Here is a 23,627-nt window from a genome sequence, read left to right on the forward strand (position 1 = left end):
CTAATCCCCAAACACAATCTCTTTATAAAACACTTCTAAAATCTCAAATTCATTTTCTCCACTAGGTAGCATAATGCTCACCTCATCGCCCTGCTTTTTTCCCATTAACGCCTTGGCAATAGGCGAAGAAACCGAAATTAGCCCTTTAGATGGGTTGCTCTCCATTGAGCCTACAAGCGTATAGACAAACTCCTTATCGGTATCAAGGTTTAGAATCTTCACACTTGAGCCAAAGCTCACCTTATTGTGCTTTAAACTCGCAGGATCAATCACTTGCGCTTGTGAGAGCATAAGCCCTAGCTCATTAATCCTAGCTTCAATAAAGGCTTGTTTCTCCCTTGCGGCGTGGTATTCTGCATTTTCTTTCAAGTCTCCGTGAGAGCGCGCTACATCTATTTCTACCACAATCTTTGGACGCTCCACTTCTTTGAGATTCTTTAGCTCCGCACAGAGCTTTTCATAGCCATAGTTTGTCATTGGTTCTGCCATTATTTTCCCCACAATTTAAGATTCTATTTTCTTTGTATTTTTTATTTTACATTTTGGCTATAACGCCCTTTTGAAAATGTTTTGAAAATATTTAAAAAAGCAAAATCATAGCCAAACTTCGTTAAATAAATATAAATTAAACCCTACAACTTAAGATAAAGCCTTTTGCCTAATCCACTCTACTGCTTCAAGTGTGTTTTCACATAAAGGTGCTTGAGATTCTTGCATTGCTTCCTTTTTGCCAAAGCCACACAGCACCCCAACAGCCTGAATCTTAGCATTTTTTGCCGCTTGTATATCAAGGATTGTATCACCTATCATATAGATTCTATCTCTTTGAATCTCCTTATCCTTATCCAACATTTCCAAAACTTTAAGTATCGGCTCTGCGTGGGGCTTTGGGCTACTCACAGATTCTATACCAACAATACTGCTAAAATACTCCCACACGCCAAGCTTATCAAGCAGAATTTGGGAAAAATCCCCCCGCTTTGTCGTTACCACGCCAAGTGTCGCAAAACTATGGGCTAAGATTATGGCTTCTTTTGCGTTAGGCAGTAGATGAGTGCCTTGCTCCATTAGCCCACGATACGCCACTCTATAATGCTTCACATACTCATCTACACTTTGCTTTTTGACACCATTTTGTAAAAACATAGATTCTAAAGTATGTCCTATGCCCAATTTGACTTGCTCTAGGCTTGGAGGCGTGTCATTCATCGCTAGATAGGCTTGAGAGAAACTCGCATAAATAGCCTGTGTAGAATCTACAAGCGTCCCATCTAAATCAAAAAGCACGATATATTCTTTTTTCATCTTTATTCCTTAAACAGCGAAAATATGTATTGTAAGGGATTTTACAAATCAAGCTTATCTATTATGTCAAAGATTCTGCACACATTGCTAAATAGAAATATATTTATAAGTATAAAGATAGAGTGATTAAAAGTAAAATTTTTATTAACTCACATTGACTTTCATCAAGTAGTAAAATGAGAATCTAAGTTTAGAATCTTGCCTCAAACATTTGGATTCCCCAAATGTCAAACAACATTGTTTAAGGAGGTTTTATGACAAAGAAAATGCAAGAGCATAAGCCCACACTTTCACGCCGAGAGTTTATCAAAAGTGCGGCAGCAGCTTCAGCAGCAGCAAGTGTGGGGCTAAGTATCCCTAGTGCAATGAGTGCAGAGGCACAAAATGCACAAAAACTTTGGAAATGGGATAAAGCGGTATGTAGATTCTGTGGAACAGGCTGTGGCATTATGGTCGCTACCCAAAAAGATAGTAGCGGACAAGCCAAAATCGTGGCTGTCAAAGGCGACCCAGAAGCTCCTGTAAATAGAGGGCTAAACTGCATTAAGGGCTATTTCTGTGCCAAGATTATGTATGGAGCAGATAGACTTACAAAACCTCTTTTGCGTGTGAATAGCAATGGTGAGTTTGATAAAAAAGGTAAGTTTGCACCGGTGAGCTGGAAGCGTGCTTTTGATGAAATGGAAAAGCAGTTTAAAAAAGCTTACAACGAGCTTGGACCAACGGGTGTGGCAGTCTTTGGCTCTGGGCAATATACGATTCAAGAAGGTTATGCTGCGGTAAAACTTGTCAAAGGCGGCTTTAGAAGTAATAATATTGACCCAAATGCACGACATTGTATGGCAAGTGCGGTTGTGGGCTTTATAGAAACTTTTGGGATTGATGAGCCTGCTGGCTGTTATGATGATATTGAACTAACCGATACTATCGTTACTTGGGGGGCAAATATGGCAGAAATGCACCCTGTGCTTTGGAGTCGTGTGAGCGATAGAAAGCTAAGCAATAGCAATGTCAAGGTGATTAATCTCTCAACTTTTGCGAATAGAACTTCGGATTTAGCAGATATGGAAATCATCTTTAAGCCACATACAGATTTAGCGATTTGGAACTACATCGCACGCGAGATTATTAATCGCAACGCCGTAGATTCTACATTTGTCAAAGAAAACTGCGTCTTTAGCACCGGCTTTGTCAATATCGGCTATGGTATGAGAAATAACCCAAATCACGCTAGGTTTAAAGCTGAAGAAAAAGACATTGTCGCTAAAGAAGTATCAAAAGTGGTGAGCGAAGAAGAAGGTGTTACCTTACAATATCTTGGAATCAAAGCCGGAGATACTATGAAAATGGATAAGGCGGATGCGGCTGGAAACCACTGGGGTATTAGCTTTGAAGACTTCAAAAAAGGCTTAGAGCCTTATAGCCTTGATTTTGTAGCAAAACTCTCAAAAGGCAATCCTGATGAAGACATAGAATCTTATAAGAAAAAACTTCAAACCTTAGCGGATTATTACATTGATAAAAATCGCAAGATTGTGAGCTTTTGGACAATGGGTATGAATCAACACCAAAGAGGCACTTGGGTCAATGAACAAAGCTATATGGTGCATATGCTTTTAGGCAAACAAGCCAAACCCGGTAGTGGTGCTTTCTCACTCACAGGACAGCCAAGTGCGTGTGGCACGGCTCGTGAAGTTGGGACATTTACTCATAGGCTACCTGCGGATATGGTTGTTGCTAATCCAAAACATCGTGAAATCACTGAAAAAATTTGGAATCTCCCAAGCGGAACGCTTAATGGCAAGGTAGGTTCACCTTATCTTAAAATTATGCGGGATTTAGAAGATGGCAAGATTAAATGGGCGTGGGTGCAAGTGAATAATCCTTGGCAAAACACAGCCAATGCTAATCACTGGATTGCCGCAGCTAGAGAGCTTGATAACTTTATTGTTGTGAGTGAATGCTATCCAGGCGTGAGTGCAAAGGTAGCCGATCTTATTTTGCCAACGGCAATGATTTATGAAAAATGGGGTTCTTACGGGAATGCAGAGAGACGCACACAGCACTGGAAACAGCAAGTTATAGCTCCGGGTGAGGCTATGCCTGATATTTGGCAAATGACGGAATTTGCTAAACGATTCACACTTGCTGAAGTATGGGGCAAAGAGTATGCTAACCTTGACCTTAAGCCTGTTTTAGAATCTGCTAAAGCTATGGGGTATAAAGAGAGTGATACGCTCTATGATGTGCTTTTTGCAAATAAAAATGCAAAGGGCTTTAGCATCAATGATCCTTTGCTTAAAAATGGGCTAAACACTGAAGTGTTTGGGGATAATCGTGCTATTAAAGATGGTAATGATGAAGACTTTAAGGGCTATGGATTTTTTATCCACAAATACCTTTGGGAAGAGTATCGCCAATTTGGCTTAGGACACGCTCACGATTTAGCTGATTTTGACACTTATCATCGTGTGAGAGGATTGCGTTGGCCTGTTGTTAATGGCAAAGAAACACAATGGAGATTTAACGCTAAATACGACTTCTACGCTCAAAAACTCGGTAATGGCAAGGCATTTGCATTCTATGGTAATAAAGATAAGAGTATGCCATCTGGCTCACTCAATGCCCCAAGCGATGCAAAAGTAAGTATTGATAATAAGGCAAAGATTTTCCTTCGCCCTTATATGGATCCTTGCGAAATGCCTGATAAAGATTATCCACTTTGGCTTTGCACTGGGCGTGTGCTAGAGCATTGGCATTCTGGCACGATGACTATGCGTGTGCCTGAACTCTATCGTGCTGTGCCTGAAGCACTTTGCTATATGCACCCAGATGATGCGGCTAAGCAAAATCTCGCACAAAATCAAATCGTATGGGTAGAATCTCGCCGTGGTAAAGTCAAGGCAAAACTTGACTTACGCGGTAGGAATCGTCCTCCAAAGGGGCTTATCTATGTGCCTTGGTTTGATGAAAATGTATTCATCAATAAGGTATGTCTTGACGCGACTTGCCCCATTTCAAAGCAGACAGACTTTAAAAAATGTGCGGTAAAAATCTATAAGGCATAAGGATTCTAAGTGAATACACAGCAACCAAGCAATCCCAAAAGGAGACAAGCCTTAATTAAAATAGGACAAAATGCAGGTTTTGCCCTATTTGGTGCGTTTGTATGGGGTGCGTATGTGAATGTCGCAAAAGCTGGTAATGGGAATATTTTGCGTCCTCCGGGGGCAAGTAAAAATGATGCGGAGTTTATCGCAAGCTGTATTAAATGTGGGCTTTGTGTAGAAGCTTGTCCATTTTATACGCTTAGACTTGCTACACCAAATGATGATACCACGCTTGGCACACCTTTTTTTCAACCACGAAAAGTGCCTTGCTATATGTGTAGAGATATTCCTTGCACGGAGGCTTGTCCCACTGATGCTTTGGACTTAAAGCGTTTATATCAGCCAAAAAAACAAGAAGCAAACGCTTTAGAATACAAAGAGCCTGATATTAATAATGCGACAATGGGCGTGGCGATTGTAGATTCTAAACATTGCGTGGCGTATGCTGGGATTCAATGTGATGCGTGCTATCGTGCGTGTCCCTTGCTTGATAAAGCAATTAATCTTGAATACAAACGCAATGAACGCACAGGCAAACACGGATTCTTACTTCCTGTGGTGGATAGTGATTACTGCACAGGCTGTGGAATGTGTGAAAAAGCTTGTGTAACAGAGCTTCCAACTATTATTGTCTTGCCTCGCAGTGTGGCTCTAGGCAAAATGGGGACAAACTACATAAAAGGCTGGGATAAAGCTGATGAAAATCGTCTTTTTGAAATCAAAGAGCAAAAAGACAAAAAGCAAAAAGCAAGTGGTAGCCTAGATTATCTCAATGATGGAGACATATAATGAAGTTTGCAAAAATCAAATATCTGCTACTAAGACGCATTTGCCAAGTGAGCATTCTCGTGCTTTTTATCTTAGGAAACTACTCTATTGCCACGCTTAAAAATGTGCAATACAAGCAGGAAGTGGGTATTTTTGGAGGCAATATAGAATCTCTAATGGGTAATTCTAGCTCTGTCCTTGCTAAAGAGCCAAGTATCTTTAGCCATATCGTGCAGGGTAATCTTAGCCATTCTAGCTGGTTTGGTGGAATCTTTAGTCTAACCGATCCTTTAAGCGTTATGCAAATTTTTCTAGCTGGTGGTGGATTAGCCCTTGATGTGTTGCTTGGGGCATTGCTTGTGGCAGCTATTTATGGGATATTTTTAGGCAGGGTGTATTGTGCATTTGTCTGCCCGATTAATCTTGTAACCGATTTTGCAAACTTCCTGCGTGATAAGCTTGGGTTTAACACCGCTCAACGCAAACTTTTTATCTCACGCTCAACGCGTTTTGTGATTTTGGGGCTAGGATTATTACTAAGTGCCTTATTTGGCGTGGCTGCTTTTGAGCTTATTAGCCCGATTTCTATGCTACATCGTGGTGTGGTTTTTGGTATGGGATTTGGCATTTTTGCTGTGTTGGCTGTGTTTTGCTTTGACTTATTTGTGCTAAAAAATGGTTTTTGTGGGCATATCTGTCCGCTTGGGGCGATGTATTCTTTGCTTGGTAAATTCGCACTTTTGCGTGTCAAACACACACTTTCAAACTGCACAAAGTGTATGGAATGTGTGCGAGTTTGCCCTGAACCAGAGGTGCTAAAGCCCATTGGCAAACAAGATGGAAACTTAAAAACAATGACTTGTTTGCGTTGCGGAAGATGTATTGAGGCGTGCGATGATAATGCGTTGCATTTTAGTATTTTACATTTCACACAAAAGGAAAAAAAATGAAAAAATGGCTTCAAGGTTTAATGGTAGGATTGCTTGGATTGGCGTTCTTTGCGTGTTCAGATTCACAAGAGACACAAAAAGGTGAAGCTCTTACAGACACAGAGATTGGTTTGCGTAAGGTGGATTTACAAGATGAAAAAGATGTGAAGTTGCCAGAATATGAGTATTCTAAACTAGAGGCGGGGGAAAGCACAAAGATTGAACGCTCTTATGAGAATGCACCGCCTATGATTCCGCATAATGTTGAGGATATGTTGCCTATCACGCAGGATAATAATCAATGTTTAGCCTGCCACGATCCAGCCATAGCCGCTGATGTAGGTGCTGTGGCAGTCCCCACTTCACACACACACGACTTACGCACAAATAAAGATTTGGGGCAGGTCTCTCACGCTCGTTTTAACTGCGTACTTTGCCACACACCACAGGCAAATATCAATCCCGCAGTTGCAAACACCTTTACACCTGATTTTCGCAATATTGAAAGCAAAAATTCATCAAATCTGCTTGATGTGCTAAATGAGGGCGTCAAGTAACAATGTGTCTTTGTATGTTTGCTTCATATTGGCGTATTTTTCTGCGATTTGGCTTATCTGTGGGGCTTGTTTTTTTTACTCAAGCCTTACAAGCAGAGCCTACTAAGCTTACAAATAAAAATGCTCAAATTATACAAATAGATGAGATTCTTACCCATATCAGCACATTTGGGAATATGATTTTTGTGGGGAATGCTGGGGGTAAGATTGATATTTTTGCACTTCAATCTAAAAAAGCTCACAAGATTCAGAATCTCACTCTGCCGCCCATACAAGATTATTTTGGTAACTCCCACGCACCGCGTGTATATGATATAACGACTTTTGATGGCAAAACACTTTTTATCCTAGCAGAAGGTAGCAAAGGCACAAAGCAGATTCTAGAGTTATCCTTGCAATCTCCGCAGAAAATAATGACTATATTACAAACAAGCACTTCACCCAAACGCATCGTGGCTTTTGATAAAGATAAATTAGTTATTGGGTTTTTGAGTAATGAAATTGGACTTTTTGATTTAAAAAGCAAAACTTTTATTTATAAGGCTCACCCTAGCCTTGCAGGTTTTTCGGATTTATGCGTGAATGTGCCTTTTGTTTTTAGCACTGATGAATCTGGCATTGTGAATGTCATTGACATTGCTAGTGGCAAGATTCTAAAACGCCTTGATATGATTAATAAGGACAATAACTACCAAATCGTATCCGCAAAAAATACAATCCTTACAGCAAGTGTGGATAGGAGAATGGCAATTTACACTTTTAAGACAGATACGCATACCCCCTTTACCTTACAAAATGCCACAAAGATTGAGAGTGATTTTCTTATCTATTCGGTTGGAATCTCCCCAAATGGAACACTTGGAGCATATAGCAAAAATGAGCAAAACGACATTGCGATTATAAATCTTGTCACAAAACAGGAGCTTTTCACACTCAAAGGTGCAACCTCGCTCATTAATACGCTTATTTTCTATGATGAGCAGACATTGATTGTTGGCAGTGATGATAAGCATTTTATGATTTGGCATTTAGGAGTGTAAAATGAATATTTCAAGCATTGTGATTAAAACAACACAACCCGCCTTTAGCTCTGTGAAAGAAGCGATTTTAGAAGTGCAAGGCTGTGAAATCTACCTAGAAGATGAGACTTCATCTCAAATCATAGTCGTGCTTGAAGCTACAAGCACACAAGAAGAAGTGGCTATCAACAAGCATTTAGAATCTTTGCCCGGCGTGATTAATGCTAATATGCACTACACCTACCAAGAAGATGAGCTAAAAGCACAGCTTGTATCCCAGCAAGATGGTGTGGTTGAGTTTTTAAATGATGATTCAATTTCGGCTGAAAATATAGCCTATTCAGGTTCAATCGCACATCTTATGGGGAAAAGTAAAAAATAAAGCTAATGCCAAATATGCTAGAATCTACCCTTTCTATCCTAGATTTTATCCCAAATACAAAGGAATATAATGAATTGTTTTCTGCTAAAAATTATTGTAAGTCTTATGCTACTCTCCCTTACCTGCCTAGCAAACTCTAATGGCAATATTAGCGTGAGTAGCCCTGCCCCCTCTCCTTTAGCAAAAAAGCTAGACTTACAGCACGGAGATTTAATCTTTATCAAAACTTCAGAGTCTGCCTTTGACAAAGCCATTAGCCAAGCTACGCAAAAAGATGAAGTGAGCTATACACATATAGGAATCTTTGATTTATACTCAGATTCGGTGCTAGAGGCAGAGCCAAAGCAAGGAGTAGTTCGCAAAAAGCTTGAAATATTTTTAAAAGAGAATCCGCTTTTTGATATTATGCGTCTCACTCCAAAAGTGGCTAAAAATGTGGATATACAAGCAAGTATCAAACGCGCAGAAAAACACTTAGGGGAGCCTTATGACTTTACCTACACAGCAAATAATGGTGCAATGTATTGCAGTGAGCTTGTGTATGAGGCGTTTTTAGATACCAAGGGGCAGCATATTTTCAGTGCAAAGCCTATGAATTTTTACGCACCCGATGGCAGTCTGCCACAATATTGGAAAGAACTTTTTAAGAAATTGCAAAAGCCTATTCCGCAAGGTGAGCTAGGCACAAACCCAAACGATATGGCACGAGACAAGGTGCTTATGCGGGTAAATAAGTCCTAATCTTGTTTCATAAATTCGTATAAACTCCATTTCAGTGCGTAAGGAATTGAGCTACCGTGGGTTTGATTAGCAAATTCTTGATAATTTACCCTGTTGGGAATTTGAATCTTTAACATCTCCACAATCTCATCAATATCCAAATCTTGAGCTTGAAACACTTGATTAGTTTGTGTAGTTTTTTGAGTATGTCTCTCTAAGCTTCCGTATGTTAAAAACAATTTTGCATTCAAGTATTCTGTGGAATTTCTCACATTATTCTTAACAAGCTGTCCTTTATCAATCCATAATGAAGGAGAAGCACTCGCATAATGAGTAAAACCACCTTTTTGATTAAATAATGTATTTAAAACAAACACACCCCCAAAAGAATGGCCAAAAAGTAATTGTTTCTTAGGAGTCCCATATTGTTCCGCTATAAAAGGCAAAACCTGACTTGTTATAAAGTCCAAAAACTGATCTGCCCCACCGGTTTCATCAACCCTTTGCATAAGAGCAGAATCTCTTGGCATAGAAGGCAAATAATCATAGCTTCGCAACACCCTATCAAATGCCAAAGGACTATCGTGTCCAATAGCTACAATAAGAGGAAGCTTATCATACATATCAATATCAGCACTTACAAAATTGAGAATCATAGGAAAAAATACATTGCCATCAAGAGTATAAAATACGCTTTGTGTATCGCTTTTTATTTTCGGCAGAGCAATGTGGATTTGAAACCACCGATGTTGAAGTTCTTTTATAGAATCTAGTTGCTCCACTTCCCCACACAAAGAATTTGACATAAACTCTTTAGCTTTTTTCCTTCCATTACCACTCACGCAAAAAGTCTTAATCTCAAAAAGCTCTGCCACTTCTGTATTTAATGGCTCAATCACTCCACTAGGCTTTGCCCACATACTTATATAAAATAATATGATAAAAGATAAGATTCTATACACAATCCTATCCACGCTCCATATACCCACTCTCATACAGCATAAACATAAATCGCTTAGCAATCATCTCTGCCCTTTCCATAATCATTACAATATGCTCATCTTTTGCATACACAGATTCTAAACTTTGCTTAAAAAGCTCCAACCACACAGCAAAAAGCTCCCTAGGAAAAGGGGGCAAGTCAAGATGAGCTTTCAAAGGGTGCCCGCTATAATCACCACTATTTAAAAGCATACCCTGCCAAAATGTCGCAATCTTTGCCTTATGCTTCTCCCACGCCATATCATCACTGCCAATCTTCGCATTAAACACATCGCCTAGCCCACGCTTATCAAAACGCACCTTATTATAAAAAATCTCCATAAGCCTCATAATAGAATCTTCACTTATCACATCAAATTTTTCCTGCATATTCGCTCCTTTTTAAAAATTAACTTCACATATAAAATGCCATTTTTGCTAACACCACGATGAAAAAGCCAAGCACCAAAGCCACCTTATGAATGCTCTTTGCCAATGGATTTTTTAGTCCCAAAAACTTACACGACAAAGACACAATCACCATACACATAATACACAACGCCAACACAACTTTTATCATCAATAGCATCTGCAAGGGCGAGTCAAAAAATCCTTGTGTTGTGCCTACATAGCGGCTTATCATCGCCCCACCACTAAGCAGCAACAAAAGCAGACAAAGGGGCATTATCTTCACACCCCGCTTTGAGATAATACTAAATATCTTATCTGCCAACTCTTCGCCAAGTACCTTTTTCAGCGGACTAAGTAGCACCACATCAGTAAAAATAAATCCCAAAAATATAATCGCACAAAGCAAATGCAGTGTAAGCATATACGGATAAATTGCTTCCATTATGTATCCTTTCATCAATGATAATAGAATCTCAATGCAATGCTAGACAAAATTACACAAGAAAACATTGATATATGTTAAGATTCTCTATTTTTAAAGGATTATATATGCAAGAGCTTTTTCATATTATGACACAAATGGGCAATAAACGCACATATCAAAATGGCGAGATTTTATTCCTGCAAGGTGCTATGCCTACGCATTTATACCTGCTTCTTAGCGGCAAGGTGAGACTTTATAAGACAAAAGAGCATATCTCAAGTAATCAGCTGACATTACATACGCTTTCATCGCCGCAGTTTATCGCTGAAATGCCCTTTTTTATGCAAAGCCCCTGCCCAGCAAATGCAGAATGTGCTTCAATATGTGAGATTATCACTATAAGCCAAGAGAGTTTCCATACGCATTGTTTGGGGAATAGCGAGATTTGCCTACTTTTTATCACTTCACTATGCAAAAAGATAGAGATTCTAGAATCTCACATTACCCTGCAAAATCAAAGCTTGCAAGAAAAAGTCCTAAGCTATCTCTCACACAACAAAGACAGCCTCCACACACTCACCCAACGACACATTGCAAACGCCCTAAATATCGCACCAGAATCCCTATCCCGCACCCTAAAAACCCTAAAGGCACAGGGCATACTCACTACGCATAAGGGTAAGGTTACACTACTCTAGACTACTTTTATTCTTTATTTTAAAATGCAAAGCTAAATCAAGGTTTTAGATTCTATGAAAAAATAGAAAGTTTTAAGTTTTAGAATCCTTAAACACCCCATAGCGATACTCATACAGCACCACGCCCACCACCACAACGCTTGAGCAAATCAGCGAAAGCGGATAAGACGCCCACACACCAGCCACCCCATACAAATGCGATAATACAAAAAGCAAAGGAATAATAAAAATGAGATTATAAGAAAGTGTGATGACAAATGAGTTTCTAGGGCGTTGAATAGACTGAAAAAATATAGAACTCACAATATTTAGCCCAAGGAAAATATATCCCACATAATACACCTTCATCGCTTCAAGAGTAGGCTCTAAAATCCCCTCCTGTCCGCTTTTCAAAAATAACTTCACAAGATAAGAATCTATTAATAAAAACACCACATACACCAAGATTCCAATCAATGTAGCAAAGCCCACGCCAAAGGCATAGACTTGCTTGACACGCCCCATTTGCTTTGCCCCATAGTTATAGCTCGCCACAGGCTGCACCCCTTGCGCACAGGAAAGTAAAATCGTAAAGCACACCACGCCCACATACATCACAATGCTATAAATAGCCAAATAGCTTACTTTTACACTTTCATTCACCGCAAGGGATACAAACGTATGATTAAACATCACAATAACCACCGCTACGCTTAGTTCGGATATACTTTGTGGGATTCCATTTTTTGCTGAAGCTAACACAGCATTAAAGCTAAAGCGTTTTACAAGATAGATTCGCCCCTTTTTTCTCACAAAATGCATTAAGAGTATGCCCATACCAAGCCCGTGTCCCAAAGCTGTCGCCAGAGCTGAACCAAACATACCCCATTCCCACACAAAAAGAAAAATATAATTTAAAATGATATTTGAAACCGAGCCGATAATCATCGCCATCATCGCAAGGATAGGTCGTTTATCATTAATCACAAATACATCAAGCAATGGGTGCAGGATAATAATTGCCGCACCTAGAAAAATAACCTGCAAATATTCCACAACATAATCTAGCACATCTCCACTCGCCCCAAGAGCAATGCCTACCTCCCTTGCATACACAAAGAGCAAGATTCCAATACACACAGAACTGATTAACGCAAAATAAAAAACAGAGCTAAACATTAGCCTAGCACGATGATCCTGCCCCTTGCCTAAAAAATACGCCGCAATAGCCGCCGCCCCCATACCAAAAAGCAACTCAAATGCGATAAGCACAGGAAACACAGGCCAACATAGCCCAATAGCCGCCAAAGCATCTTCACCCAGCTTTTTACCCACAAAGATTCCATCAATAGTAGAATATGTAGAGAGAGCCAACATCGCACAAAGATTTGGGATAAAAAAGTAGAAAAAAAGCTTGTAAATAGAATCATTACGCATATCTACTTTTTCATTTGTGCTTGAATCCTTTGAATTTAAATCATTGTGCTTTACATTATTTTGGTTTGAATCCACACTTGCTACGCTCATTTTTGCCCTTAGCTATCACTCATTATGTGCCAAATATTGCAATGCTTTTTTATAGTCTTCAAGCGTGTCAATCCCCACGCTTTGTGTCTGCACAACCGCCATTGCAATGCTTTTTTTATGATATATCGCACGAAGTTGCTCTAGCTTTTCTATCTCTTCTAGCGGACTTTTTGGCATGGAGCAAAACTCCTCTAAAGTTTTAGCAAAAAACCCATAAAGCCCTAAATGCCCTAAATATGGCGTATTTTGCAACACTTCACATGCCCCATCTCTACAAAATGGAATAGCAGAGCGAGAGAAGTAAATCGCCTCATCTTTAACATTACACACGACTTTGACAAGATTTGAATCTGTGATTTGCTTTTCATCAATCACCTTAGCAAGACTTGCCATAAAGGGCTGTTGTTCTTTTATTAGATTCTGCAATGTCCTAATCACGCTGTGTTCTAAAAATGGCTCATCTGCCTGAACATTTATCACTATCTCATCTTTTGCTATGCCTAGCTTTTTTACCGCTTCTGCACATCTATCTGTGCCACTAGTATGCTCTTTGCTTGTTAGCACACAAGGGATATTATGCTTTTTACACGCAGATTCTATTTGCTCATCATCACAAGCTACAACCACTTCATCAACCGCCCCCGCGTTTAATGCTGTCCGCACCACCATAGGCAGCCCACCCAAATCACAAAGCACCTTTTGCGGAAAACGCGTAGATTCTAATCGTGCCGGAATGACAATCATTCTATTCTCCTTTTTTATGGCTCACAAACGCCCAATTTCTACTTACAAAAAACCCCACCACAACATACACGCCACTACCTATAATAGTCGCAAGATAAGGATTCATCTCTAACGCGCGATGCAAAGCACTCATACTGCCAAGCTGGGCGATATAAGCTAACCCCATAGCAAACCCAAAGCGGGGCAAATCCTTTTTATGCGAAGCAGGGGAAGCAAAAGTATAGCGTTTATTTAATAAGTAAGAGACAATAAAGCCAACACCATAACCCACAATATTTGCTAGTTCAGGCATTAGCCCACCCCACATAAGAGCAAATATCACACCATAGCCCACAAGGGTATTTACCACCCCCACAGCAAGATATTTTATGCTTTTTTGATATATGTCTTTGATTGTATCCATTCCACTATTCCGCCCATTGTGTAGTTCTAATCGTGTAATTTTAAGCACATATAATGGGCGAATTGTGCCACAATGGATTTAACAGCACACTATGAGAAACTAACGCACACGCATTACATAAAAATGCAAAGGCAGACCATATATATTTTGCCCTAGAATCATATCGTTATCTTTTGTGATTCCAAACCAAACAAATGCGTTTTTCAAAAAGGATTTAAGCCCTAGAAGTGGCACATTATAGCCATAGTCTGCGACAAACAATAGCTCATATTGCTGGGTTAAACTATCTATATTTAGAATCTCAGCAGAAAAAGGTGTGATAATGACAATATCTCCACTTCTTTTTGGCACAATCTCATTGTTTTTAAATACACTCCATTGAGCCTTTGTATTTTCCTCTCGGTAGAATCGCTCATCTACCGCCCTATCACTCATTAAGTCAAAATCCTCTGCCTTATAGTGCAAAAGCCACGCACCAAAGCTATGGTACACCTCCACATTACTTGCCCTATCCACTCCTTCAAGGTAGATTCTTGTGTGTGGATTTTCCTGTGTGTATTGACTAACAAAACCAAGTGTTGATTGAAAATTCACTGGCACAAACTTATAGTGAGCAAAATAATATATAAACATAAAAAGAGTGTTGCTTATAAAAATAATGCTAATAAACCACAAAAACACTTTCCCAACTCTATGCCATCGCCACTTTCCAAGAAAATAGCCAATGACAACAAGAGCAAAAATATATGCTAGCAGTGGATAATGCAAACTGCCTAGCCTTAGCACAATATATTCAAGTAACAAAATGGCACTTGCGACTACACTACTATCTAGCAGGGGATTAAATGCTGATTTTTTCACAAATACCATATAGATTCTATGCAGCAATCCCACAAACACCACGCCATACAAAAAAGGCTCATTCAAAAAGCCTGAAAAAAGCGTTTTTCCAATCATCAATAGGGCATTATAGGGCGTTTCCCCATAGAATCCATCGCCTTGCTTATTGAGCAAAACCACATAATAATACACCACAAGCCACACTATGGAGCTTAAAAGCAAAACTAGGTTAAAGATTCTAATTTGAACGCTAAAATTTCTATACCCACATACCAACATCACAAAGGCAAAAGCTCCTATCATAGCAAACGCAGTCTCTTTATAATACAACGCAATATTAGCACTTATAATGCCACATATAAGGGCAAAAATTGCTTGTTTATGCTTCAAAACATACGCATAGCACATCAAAAATATACTCAAAAATACAAACTCCATACGCTCTGGCACAAATAGCCTAAGCCACGAAGTGCTAAAGGCTGGAGATACTAGCAAAAGGAATAAAACAAAGTAGATGAGATTTATTTTAACGGATAGAGAATGATTTAACGGGGGGGGGGTAGAAACTGGTGAAGCAAGAGATTCGCTATAAGCAATCTCTTGTAAAAATACCCTTAAAGCATATTGCAAACACAAAACAACCACAAACACACACAACGCATTAAACATATAAAACACACTTGCCTTAACGCCAAAAACTGCTGATAAAATATTTAACTCCTGCCCATCAAGTGGGAAAAATCTCCCAATATCTGGAATAATAAACAAAGGAATATCTTTCCCAACAAAAAGCGTTGATAGCAATGTGTGATCATCAATCACGCTAAAATCAGCATTATACGCCACCAAAAAAGCATACACACATACAAAGCCCCAAAATAGCATACTCACACTTTTTTGTGTCAAAATTTTACTCATTTTTACTCCTTTATTTTAGATTTAATTCTTTTAAGCTATTCGTTTGGGGGAGCTTATTTTGCTACAAAAGATTTAACTCCATAATAATGAGCGTAAGTTGTGTTTGGACATACGCTTGGATATTCTCCCGGATTCCCCCAATCACCATATTTACGATAAAAAGACTGAAATGTTTTAGCACTCACCACAATCTCTTCCTTGCCCTGCATTTTTTGCTCCTGTATAGAATCTAGCATTCTCTCCCACTTTAGCCGCCCATCAATATATGCACTCAACACAAACAAGCCATATCCACATAAAAGGGCAAAAATCCACTTATTACATTTCTTAGCTCTACTCTCATTCATCGCACTCCAATGCTGATATACAAATGCCACCATTATTGCAGTGATTAAAATAAACATAAGCCCTGCCCTATCGGGAATCCCCACCTGTATCGTTGTGCCAACAAACACACAAAACAACACAAAAAGCAATAAGATTTTTATAAACAGCCTCTTCATAGATTCATTATGTTCTCTACGATAAAACCACACCGCCGCTAACAATAAAACAAAAAGCACAGAAAAATACAACAACCCACCATAATTCTCTTTAAAATCGGATAAAAATCTTTTATGATTCTTAACAACAACACTTATAGCAATGACACACAGCAATACACCTATACCCCATAGTTTCTTACTCTTAAAATAGCTACAATTCAAAACAAACAATAATGATGGAATAATAAAGAAAAGCAAAGAAGCGGTTGTAAACCCTGCATATCTATCATTTACAAGTCGCAACTTCTCTTCCAAGCTCATAGCCCAAATATCGCTTAAGGTATAGAATCCACCCCAAGATTTAAACAATGCTGCCCTTTTTGCGTGTCCGGGACTAAGTAGCACACATAAACTTAAGCTCATTTATGCGAGATTTTCTACGCTTTTTTTGAGCTCCCCAAAGCTATTTTGGATAGATAAAGATATGCCATGCACATTTTGAGAGGTTGTGAGATTATGTTTGGCAAAATCTAGGATTTTTTTCATATCTTCGTTGATGATTGTGAGATCTTTGCTCATCACATCGCTATGATCGATAAGCTTTTGGGTAGTTTCAAAGCTTTCATTAAAGATATCCTCAAAAGTATCAATCTTGGTGTTTACATCGTTGGTGCGTGAAAGCAGACTTTCTACATTTTCTTTATTTTCTATGATGATTTGTTTGCTTTCATTGACATCTTGAGTCATTGCTTTGACATTACTATCGATTTCACCAAGGCTATGTTGGGTATTTTCTGCTAGTTTTCTTACTTCATCAGCTACCACAGCAAAGCCTCTTCCATGCTCTCCCGCTCTTGCAGCCTCAATAGCGGCATTAAGCGCTAAAAGATTTGTTTGATCAGCAATAGAGCGCACGGTTTCAACGATATTGATAATTGTATTGGTATTGTTTTCTAGAGATTCAAAGTGCGAGATGAGATTGGCATTTTGGCTAAAGATATTTTCTACCAAATTATATACATCTTTAAGGAGTGCTCTAATTTCTTGCATAGCAGCAAACATCGATTCTTGCTCGGATTTGGTTTGCAAAATTTCTTCGTTAAAAGTTTGCAAAAGCGTGCTTGTAGAAACTGCTTTTGTGTTTGTGGATTCTACGATAGCATTCATATCTTGTGAGAGGCTTTCAAGAGAATCTACGATATTGCCAAGTCCGTTGATATCTGTTTGACCACTTTTGACTTTTTCATGTATAGTTTTTACTACGGCTTGTATACGCGCCTTAAAATCATCGATAAGTGCGAGAATCTTACCATTTTCTGTGCTATATGAAGTATTGACCTTGATTTTTGAAGCTAGTGTGATAGATTTTAATTCCTTAGCAATGATTTTTGTCATATTCACACCCCAAGTCTTTTCATCGATATCGTGTATGATAAGTGCGACCACGATGACAAATTGCACAATTTGCCCTATGAGATTCTCAGTAAAGAGCAAGGCATTGGTTGCGAGTATGATGATACCTAGAATGTGAATAATTCGCATACGAAAATAGAGTGATTTAAACATGATAATATCCTTTTTAAAAAAGTGCGTAATTCTAGCGTTAGAATCTTAATGTAAGTGCATAAAATCTAATGGTTTTTCTTTTTACTCTTTAGACAGGGAATATTGTGATAGAGAAACCAAGTAGGATTATTAATACACCAGATTCCAAACGCACATCAGAAATAAAATTGCTTAAGACATAAAAACCCTCGCTTAGTCTCGCACGCAAGAATCCTTCCCCTTTACGCGAAACCCTCCTTGCATACACTATATCCGCTTCATCATTACACCATTTATCAAACATCTCAACAATCATCAAAGGCGGATCTTGTAAATCCGCATCAATAATCACTACACAATCCCCACTGCTTGTTTGTAGCCCCGCATACATCGCCGCTTCCTTACCAAAATTACGCGAAAAATCAACAATAGAGATTGAAATTTTAACTGGGGGGGGGGCAAATGATGATAAGATTTGATTTTCTAAATTTCGCAGTGTCAAAAGTGTTTCATCTTTGCTTCCATCATTGACAAAGACGAGTTCAAAATTTGTATGGGCGTGATGGCAAACTATGGCGGTAAATACTTCTAGCATACTTGTATAAAATGCCATAATATTTTTAGCCTCATTGTAGCAAGGCACGACAACTGAAAGCTTTGCCATTCACACCCTTTAATCTTAAAAAATCATTAAGGCGGGATTATACTTTAAATACCTTTAAGGAAAGTTTATTGCTTTTTATGGAATCTAAAATCTAATCCTTGTCATACTGAGCCTTTAGGCGAAGTATCTAATGTAGAATCTAAACAAGATTTTTCGCCTTTTTTTCAAAGGCTCAAAATGACAAGATTCTAGATTCTAAAAACTCCAAAACGCCCTAAAATTACACCCTAAACTCCGCACCCCCACCCAAATGATTGAGAATTTAGCACATTTCAAAACGCCCTGCGGAAGTATCTTTGAGATAAAATCGTGGTTTTTGCGTTAGCCGGGTTTGACTTCGTCTGCACCAAATGAGCCAACAAGAAGCTTACTAGAAGTAAGTGCTGCAGTTGGCGAATGCAGAATCCGCGATTTTAGCCACTCGTGCAAAGCACTAGTCCAAACCTGCAAAAGAGACAACGCAGAATCTAGAACTTACACAATCTCTTCAACAAAATATCGCGGTCGCCGCTTAGATTCTGCATAAATCTTGCCGACATACTCGCCAATAATCCCAAGACTTAAAAGCTGAATCCCACTAAAAAAGCATAAGGGAATAATCGTAGAAGCCCAGCCATACACCACACCATCGGTAAAAAGCTTCACAAAAAGAGCGTAACAACCAAGCGTAATGGAAAGTATAAAAAACACAATGCCTAGCACACTCACAAGCCTTAAAGGCACGACACTAAAGCTTGTTATGCCATTCCACGCGAAAGATAGCATTTTGCCTAAAGGATACTTTGACTCCCCAGCAAAACGCTCTAGCCTATCATACTCTACTACTGCCGTTTGAAAGCCTAGCAAAGGCACAATACCACGCAAAAATAGATTTACTTCACTAAATCTCAAAAGTGCTTGAATAGCCCTATTTGAGAGTAATCTATAATCAGCGTGATTATAAGTGATTTTTACGCCCATAATCTCCATAAGTCTATAAAAACCAATTGCGGTATGCTTTTTAAAAAAGCTATCTTTCTGCCGCGATTTTCTTACGCCTAAAATGACTTCAGCCCCCATTTTCGCCTTTGCTACAAACTCATCAAATACACTAATATCATCTTGCAAATCACAATCTATACTGATAGCACAATCGCATTTATCCGCCACATATTCTAGCCCTGCTAAAAGGGCGTTTTGATGTCCGCAGTTGCGTGAGAGTTTTAAGGCTTTAGTAGTAATTCTCTGCTTAGAATCCGTGCTTTTGGATTCTGTGTTTTTAGAATCTATACTTAAAGAGCATAAAATATCCCAAGTCCTATCCCTACTCCCATCATCAACAAAGCACAAAAAGCTATTGCGTGAAATCTCGCCTTTATCCATAAGGGCGTGAAGCACCTTACATAATTCTTTGTGCGTATGCTCTAGCACCGCCTCTTCATTGTGAGCGGGGATTACAATGCAAAGCTTCATCGCTCTGCCTTGTGGAAAATCTGCGTCGTCTTCTTTGCAAGTAAGGTATTAATTATACTTTTAACGGGGGGGGGGGGCAATATAAACTCAACAGCTTATTCTCATATCCTCGCATTTTAAGCCTTTTGTTAAAATTGATATTCTTTGTTAAAGCCCAAGATTTTAGAACATTTTGACTTACATATTTCTTAGATTCCACTTACACAAGCCACACATAATAAACCAAACTCACCACAAACCCTACGCAAAATCCCTAAAGAGTTTGCCCACATCAACGCCACATATCACTTTATCCGCACATCTATCATAAATCCCCTTTGCACCATTTACCAAATCATCGCTTGAAATGCCGTGGCTTATGGAAATCTTTGCTTCTAAATATGCGCTTAAGTTATCAAAAATCTTTAGAAACTCGCCATACACGCCATTAAACTCATCTCCATTATAAGTCTGCATTAGGCTTTCACTATCAGCGGTATAGCAAAAATGCTCTATCTTATAGCGATTGCTAAACTCATTTTGCGTAAAATAGCTTATATCTTCTTGTATATTTGGCGGCACAATGGCTAGAATCTTCTCATTCACCGCCTCTTCTTCTATCTTTTTGATAAACTCATCAAGCCCCTTCACACTTCGCTTAATAGGCGAGATAATATCACGCGTTAGAATCTCTGGCAAATCGTGGAATAATCCGCACAAAAAGTGATTAATCCGCATTTGCTTGCAACAGCCTATATCAAAGCTTACCAAATACGCACTCAACGCCACAATAAGCGTATGCCCTAGCACAGAAGTCGCTGGGATTCTAGGCGTTTGACTCCATCGCTTTTGGAATCTTAACTGTCCAAACATCGTTACAAGCTCTCTTACATTTTCATAAAGCATAATCTGCTGCATACCCGCTAGATGATAATGCTCCTCTACTTGCTTGTTAATGATATTGCGGATATTTTGGACATCATACATATAGGGATTAAAATGATAAATAATATCAAACTCCCATTTAGACGCATAGTAGTGAGAAGCTTTTAGAATCTGCCCTTCAATATTGCTTTTATTACTTGTGAGATATTCTCTCATTTGTGGGAAAAACTCATACATACCCAGTTCAGATTCTAGCTGATTGCAGACAAAATTCACAAGCTCCTTATTGTGATGGGCTTGGAGCTTATGAAACACAGGGGGTTTAATGTCCGTTAGCACAATGCGTTCAAAAAACTCAAAGCAAAACTGCAAAATCAACGCTTCCCAATCTATACGCACCCCACACACATACTCTTCATACTTTGCCAAAAGATAAGCAATAACGATTTTATGGGCTTGTTTATCAAGCTCTACAAACTCCACAGGCGTGGCGTGGTCATTCCATCGGCGGATACTTGCTGCGACAAAAATCTTTTTTAATAGCTCCGGGCTTAATCTTGGGGGCTTTGGCATATCACAAGACATAAACGCTCCTTAATTTTTAGAATCTAGCCTATTTAGAATCACTAGATTCTATACTATTTTCTGTAAATCCCACACAAAATGGCATTAAAAATGCTTGATAAACCCAAAAAATTAAGGAGTCTTGTATGAGTCTTAAAAACAATATCAAAGTGGTAATTTGTGTATTGATGATGAGCCTAGCTTTGAGTGCATGTAGTAGCAAAAAGCAGCCGGTAGGGAACTTTCAAAGTGTGGAATGCCGCACGATCTGCACGAATGGAGTTTGCACACAGCAATGTGTTGGTGCTAGTGGGGATTATTACGCAAAATAATTATGCTAAAAACCTTGCATAATCTCATTTTTAGACGCTTTATTTATGTCTATGATGCGGGATATTTTGGACTTATTTATTCTATAAAGGCAATGATTGCCCTAAGCATTAGCGGGGCGATTTGCTATGTTTCACTCGGTGCAGATGTGCTTATCTGGGCTGTGATGATGGCAATGTATGTATTTTTTTTGAATGGCTTTAAAAGCAATAAGGATATGGATTGGAAATATCTTGTGCTTTTTGTGAGCTTTGTGTGTGGGCTTATACCCATTTTTGGCATACTAGATGAGAGCTTGTGGCTGATTCTGCTTTCTTCCTTTCTTGCCTTTAGCATAGGAGTAAGTGAAGTCTATGATAGCGACTTGCCAAAAGTGCTGAATCTTGTTTTAGTCAGTGCGTTAGTGGCGGTTATCTATGTAAGCTCACACCCAAATGTGCCTTTGTGGCACAGCATTTTAGCGGCTTTCATCGGCGGAAGCGTGAGTATATTTGTGAGACTTTTTGTGTCTTTTGGGGAGTATGGACGCTTTATTCAAGTGCAGTTTGCCCTTATCCTTATCTACTTATCAAGTATGAGTAAGTCGCTTGGGAGCAAGGACTATGCGTTGTTTCAATCCACTTTTACTCATCACTTCCCCCTGCTGAAAAGTAAGCTCACCTCACAATCAGCCAAAATCAAAGACACCCATTCTATCAAAAATCACAAACGCGCCCTATTTTATCTCTACAAGCTTGAATCTATCTGCTACACGCTTGATATACTACACGATTATTTTAAGATTCACAATTCTGTCCTGCTTCAATCTTTGCGTGATGAGATTACACAGAATCTAGGGGAGCTTAAGCTTATCTTTTTTGGGAAAAAGCCAAATATCAGCAAAACTTCATTCCTTGAAGCCCACAAGGTGATACAAGATTCTCATTTTCTTAACGCACTAAAGATTTTTTACTCAAAGATAGAATCTTTCACACGCCTTTCATCGCTGCAATCTCAAGCCTTTGTAGAAAATCCCAAAGCAAAAACGCTAAAAAGTATGTATAAAGAGCTTAAGGCAAATCCACTGCCATTTTTCTATGGCATTACTTATGCAAGTGCGATGAGTATTGCGATGTTTATCGCACAATTTTTTCATATCAATCACGGGGCTTGGATTGCCCTTGGGGTGATGACTATGATGAATCAAAATATAGATATGATTAAAACTCTAGGCAAAGATTCTATCCTTGGGAGTTTTATGGGGCTTGTGCTGGGGGTAATTCTAGTGCTTTTTGGGTTTGGGCATACTTGGCTCTATGTGATTTTTATACTCAATCTTTTTTTGGTGATTTATTTTAAATCCTATCCTTTTATGCTTTGGTCTTTGGTGCTTATGCTTGAGCTTGTGCTGATGTTTGCTTTTGTAGATGATAATTTTATTGAGCTTATTTTGTATCGGTTTGGCGATATTTTATTTGGATTTCTTATCGCCTTTTTGACTGCTAAAATTATCTATCCGCGATATAGCGCTGATGAGTTTATCCCTAAGCTCAAAAGCACCCTACAAATCCTAGCCACACTCACACTTGATTTAGAGCAGGATAAGCAGCACATTTTGCAGGAACAAAATCAGCTTATACGCAGTTTTGATGATCTTTCACTCCTTATTCATAAAAATAAAGATAATAACAAACGCTATCCTGCCACCATTTTACAGCAATTTGATAGCTTACAAGAGCATTTTTTGAATCTTAAAAATCTTAGCATTATTTTGTGCGAGAAGATTCAGGCTACACCGCAGGAAAACACCCTACTTCTAAAAAATGACTTAAAAGCCCTGCGTGTGCGGTATGAAATGCTTTGTGCCTTGCTAGATTCTAAGCCATATTATTTTAGCACTGATGAAGATGAGCGATTTTTACTAAAAGATACACAGGTTTATCCTACAATTTTAGCCATTTTTGAATCCCAAAATCACATCTATGAGTTTTTGCATATCGTGGTAAAAAAATAATGATTTAAGCCAAAC

The 23,627-nt window shown here is 38.9% G+C and carries 24 protein-coding genes; 10 read left to right on the top strand and 14 right to left on the bottom strand.

Annotation, left to right across the window (positions count from 1 at the left end; translation table 11 throughout):
• Positions 1–489 (bottom strand): transcription elongation factor GreA, encoded by a 489-nt coding sequence (greA, locus tag HCCG_RS07750; protein ID WP_002956929.1) that lies wholly within the window; start codon positions 487–489, stop codon positions 1–3.
• Positions 490–639: 150 nt separating this feature from the next.
• Positions 640–1,305, bottom strand: coding sequence for an HAD family hydrolase (locus HCCG_RS07755; RefSeq protein ID WP_015453564.1), 666 nt, complete (start codon positions 1,303–1,305; stop codon positions 640–642).
• Between the two features lie 254 nt (positions 1,306–1,559).
• On the opposite strand from HCCG_RS07755, the gene napA reads away from it, so the two are divergent.
• From napA to HCCG_RS07790, 7 genes are all read left to right on the top strand, one after another.
• A complete protein-coding gene (gene napA, locus HCCG_RS07760) occupies positions 1,560–4,373 on the top strand; it encodes a nitrate reductase catalytic subunit NapA (protein ID WP_002956931.1) in 2,814 nt (937 codons plus the stop codon).
• Between the two features lie 9 nt (positions 4,374–4,382).
• Positions 4,383–5,204: a ferredoxin-type protein NapG gene (gene napG / locus HCCG_RS07765; RefSeq protein ID WP_002956932.1), complete on the top strand. Its 822-nt coding sequence runs from the start codon at positions 4,383–4,385 to the stop codon at positions 5,202–5,204.
• Positions 5,204–6,133 carry a quinol dehydrogenase ferredoxin subunit NapH gene (gene napH / locus HCCG_RS07770; RefSeq protein ID WP_002956933.1) on the top strand — a complete coding sequence of 310 codons (930 nt, stop codon included), beginning with the start codon at positions 5,204–5,206 and terminating at the stop codon, positions 6,131–6,133. The genes napG and napH overlap by 1 nt, the downstream gene beginning before the upstream one ends.
• Positions 6,130–6,669, top strand: a complete 540-nt coding sequence (locus HCCG_RS07775) for a nitrate reductase cytochrome c-type subunit (RefSeq protein ID WP_002956934.1) — start codon at positions 6,130–6,132, stop codon at positions 6,667–6,669. Before napH ends, HCCG_RS07775 begins: the two co-directional genes overlap by 4 nt.
• Before the next feature lie 2 nt (positions 6,670–6,671).
• Positions 6,672–7,709 carry a WD40 repeat domain-containing protein gene (locus HCCG_RS07780; RefSeq protein ID WP_015453567.1) on the top strand — a complete coding sequence of 346 codons (1,038 nt, stop codon included), beginning with the start codon at positions 6,672–6,674 and terminating at the stop codon, positions 7,707–7,709.
• Between the two features lies 1 nt (position 7,710).
• On the top strand, positions 7,711–8,070 hold the full coding sequence (locus tag HCCG_RS07785; RefSeq protein ID WP_002956936.1) for a chaperone NapD: 360 nt from the start codon (positions 7,711–7,713) through the stop codon (positions 8,068–8,070).
• 69 nt (positions 8,071–8,139) lie between these two features.
• Positions 8,140–8,811, top strand: coding sequence for a YiiX/YebB-like N1pC/P60 family cysteine hydrolase (locus HCCG_RS07790; protein ID WP_014666582.1), 672 nt, complete (start codon positions 8,140–8,142; stop codon positions 8,809–8,811).
• Here HCCG_RS07790 and HCCG_RS07795 read toward each other — a convergent pair.
• From HCCG_RS07795 to HCCG_RS07805, 3 genes are read right to left on the bottom strand one after another with little or no spacing between them, the layout of a single operon-like run.
• Entirely contained in the window at positions 8,808–9,812 is a 1,005-nt protein-coding gene (locus HCCG_RS07795; protein ID WP_230197923.1) for an alpha/beta hydrolase, read from the bottom strand. The two genes, HCCG_RS07790 and HCCG_RS07795, sit on opposite strands and share 4 nt — an antisense overlap.
• Positions 9,757–10,161: a group III truncated hemoglobin gene (locus HCCG_RS07800; RefSeq protein WP_002956940.1), complete on the bottom strand. Its 405-nt coding sequence runs from the start codon at positions 10,159–10,161 to the stop codon at positions 9,757–9,759. The genes HCCG_RS07795 and HCCG_RS07800 overlap by 56 nt, the downstream gene beginning before the upstream one ends.
• Positions 10,162–10,186: 25 nt before the next feature.
• Positions 10,187–10,624 carry a hypothetical protein gene (locus HCCG_RS07805; protein ID WP_002956941.1) on the bottom strand — a complete coding sequence of 146 codons (438 nt, stop codon included), beginning with the start codon at positions 10,622–10,624 and terminating at the stop codon, positions 10,187–10,189.
• A gap of 107 nt (positions 10,625–10,731) precedes the next feature.
• Between HCCG_RS07805 and HCCG_RS07810 the strand changes: the two genes are divergently transcribed.
• Positions 10,732–11,304: a Crp/Fnr family transcriptional regulator gene (locus HCCG_RS07810; RefSeq protein WP_034548297.1), complete on the top strand. Its 573-nt coding sequence runs from the start codon at positions 10,732–10,734 to the stop codon at positions 11,302–11,304.
• A 72-nt stretch (positions 11,305–11,376) separates the two neighbouring features.
• On the opposite strand, the gene HCCG_RS07815 is transcribed toward HCCG_RS07810, so the two are convergent.
• The 9 genes from HCCG_RS07815 to HCCG_RS07855 form a co-directional block, all read right to left on the bottom strand.
• Positions 11,377–12,810 carry an MATE family efflux transporter gene (locus HCCG_RS07815; RefSeq protein ID WP_034548300.1) on the bottom strand — a complete coding sequence of 478 codons (1,434 nt, stop codon included), beginning with the start codon at positions 12,808–12,810 and terminating at the stop codon, positions 11,377–11,379.
• A 15-nt stretch (positions 12,811–12,825) separates the two neighbouring features.
• Positions 12,826–13,554, bottom strand: coding sequence for a 3-deoxy-manno-octulosonate cytidylyltransferase (gene kdsB / locus HCCG_RS07820; protein ID WP_002956944.1), 729 nt, complete (start codon positions 13,552–13,554; stop codon positions 12,826–12,828).
• A 1-nt stretch (position 13,555) separates the two neighbouring features.
• Positions 13,556–13,957 carry a GtrA family protein gene (locus tag HCCG_RS07825; protein WP_230197924.1) on the bottom strand — a complete coding sequence of 134 codons (402 nt, stop codon included), beginning with the start codon at positions 13,955–13,957 and terminating at the stop codon, positions 13,556–13,558.
• A gap of 99 nt (positions 13,958–14,056) precedes the next feature.
• Entirely contained in the window at positions 14,057–15,715 is a 1,659-nt protein-coding gene (locus tag HCCG_RS07830) for a hypothetical protein (RefSeq protein ID WP_002956946.1), read from the bottom strand.
• Positions 15,716–15,768: 53 nt separating this feature from the next.
• Positions 15,769–16,623 (bottom strand): DUF6056 family protein, encoded by an 855-nt coding sequence (locus HCCG_RS07835; RefSeq protein WP_002956947.1) that lies wholly within the window; start codon positions 16,621–16,623, stop codon positions 15,769–15,771.
• Entirely contained in the window at positions 16,624–17,766 is a 1,143-nt protein-coding gene (locus HCCG_RS07840; RefSeq protein WP_002956948.1) for a methyl-accepting chemotaxis protein, read from the bottom strand.
• Positions 17,767–17,854: 88 nt separating this feature from the next.
• Entirely contained in the window at positions 17,855–18,409 is a 555-nt protein-coding gene (locus HCCG_RS07845) for a glycosyltransferase family 2 protein (RefSeq protein ID WP_002956949.1), read from the bottom strand.
• A gap of 474 nt (positions 18,410–18,883) precedes the next feature.
• Positions 18,884–19,861, bottom strand: a complete 978-nt coding sequence (locus tag HCCG_RS07850; protein ID WP_002956951.1) for a glycosyltransferase family 2 protein — start codon at positions 19,859–19,861, stop codon at positions 18,884–18,886.
• A 240-nt stretch (positions 19,862–20,101) separates the two neighbouring features.
• Positions 20,102–21,310, bottom strand: a complete 1,209-nt coding sequence (locus tag HCCG_RS07855; RefSeq protein WP_002956952.1) for an HD domain-containing protein — start codon at positions 21,308–21,310, stop codon at positions 20,102–20,104.
• A gap of 125 nt (positions 21,311–21,435) precedes the next feature.
• Here HCCG_RS07855 and HCCG_RS07860 point away from each other — a divergent pair, with 125 nt between their 5' ends.
• Positions 21,436–21,621: a hypothetical protein gene (locus tag HCCG_RS07860; protein WP_002956954.1), complete on the top strand. Its 186-nt coding sequence runs from the start codon at positions 21,436–21,438 to the stop codon at positions 21,619–21,621.
• 2 nt (positions 21,622–21,623) lie between these two features.
• The gene (locus tag HCCG_RS07865; RefSeq protein WP_002956955.1) at positions 21,624–23,612 is read left to right on the top strand and encodes an FUSC family protein; all 1,989 of its coding nucleotides are present in this window, start codon (positions 21,624–21,626) and stop codon (positions 23,610–23,612) included.
• The last annotated feature ends 15 nt before the right edge of the window (positions 23,613–23,627 follow it).

It is taken from the genome of Helicobacter cinaedi CCUG 18818 = ATCC BAA-847 (assembly GCF_000155475.1).
Lineage (GTDB): Bacteria > Campylobacterota > Campylobacteria > Campylobacterales > Helicobacteraceae > Helicobacter_C > Helicobacter_C cinaedi.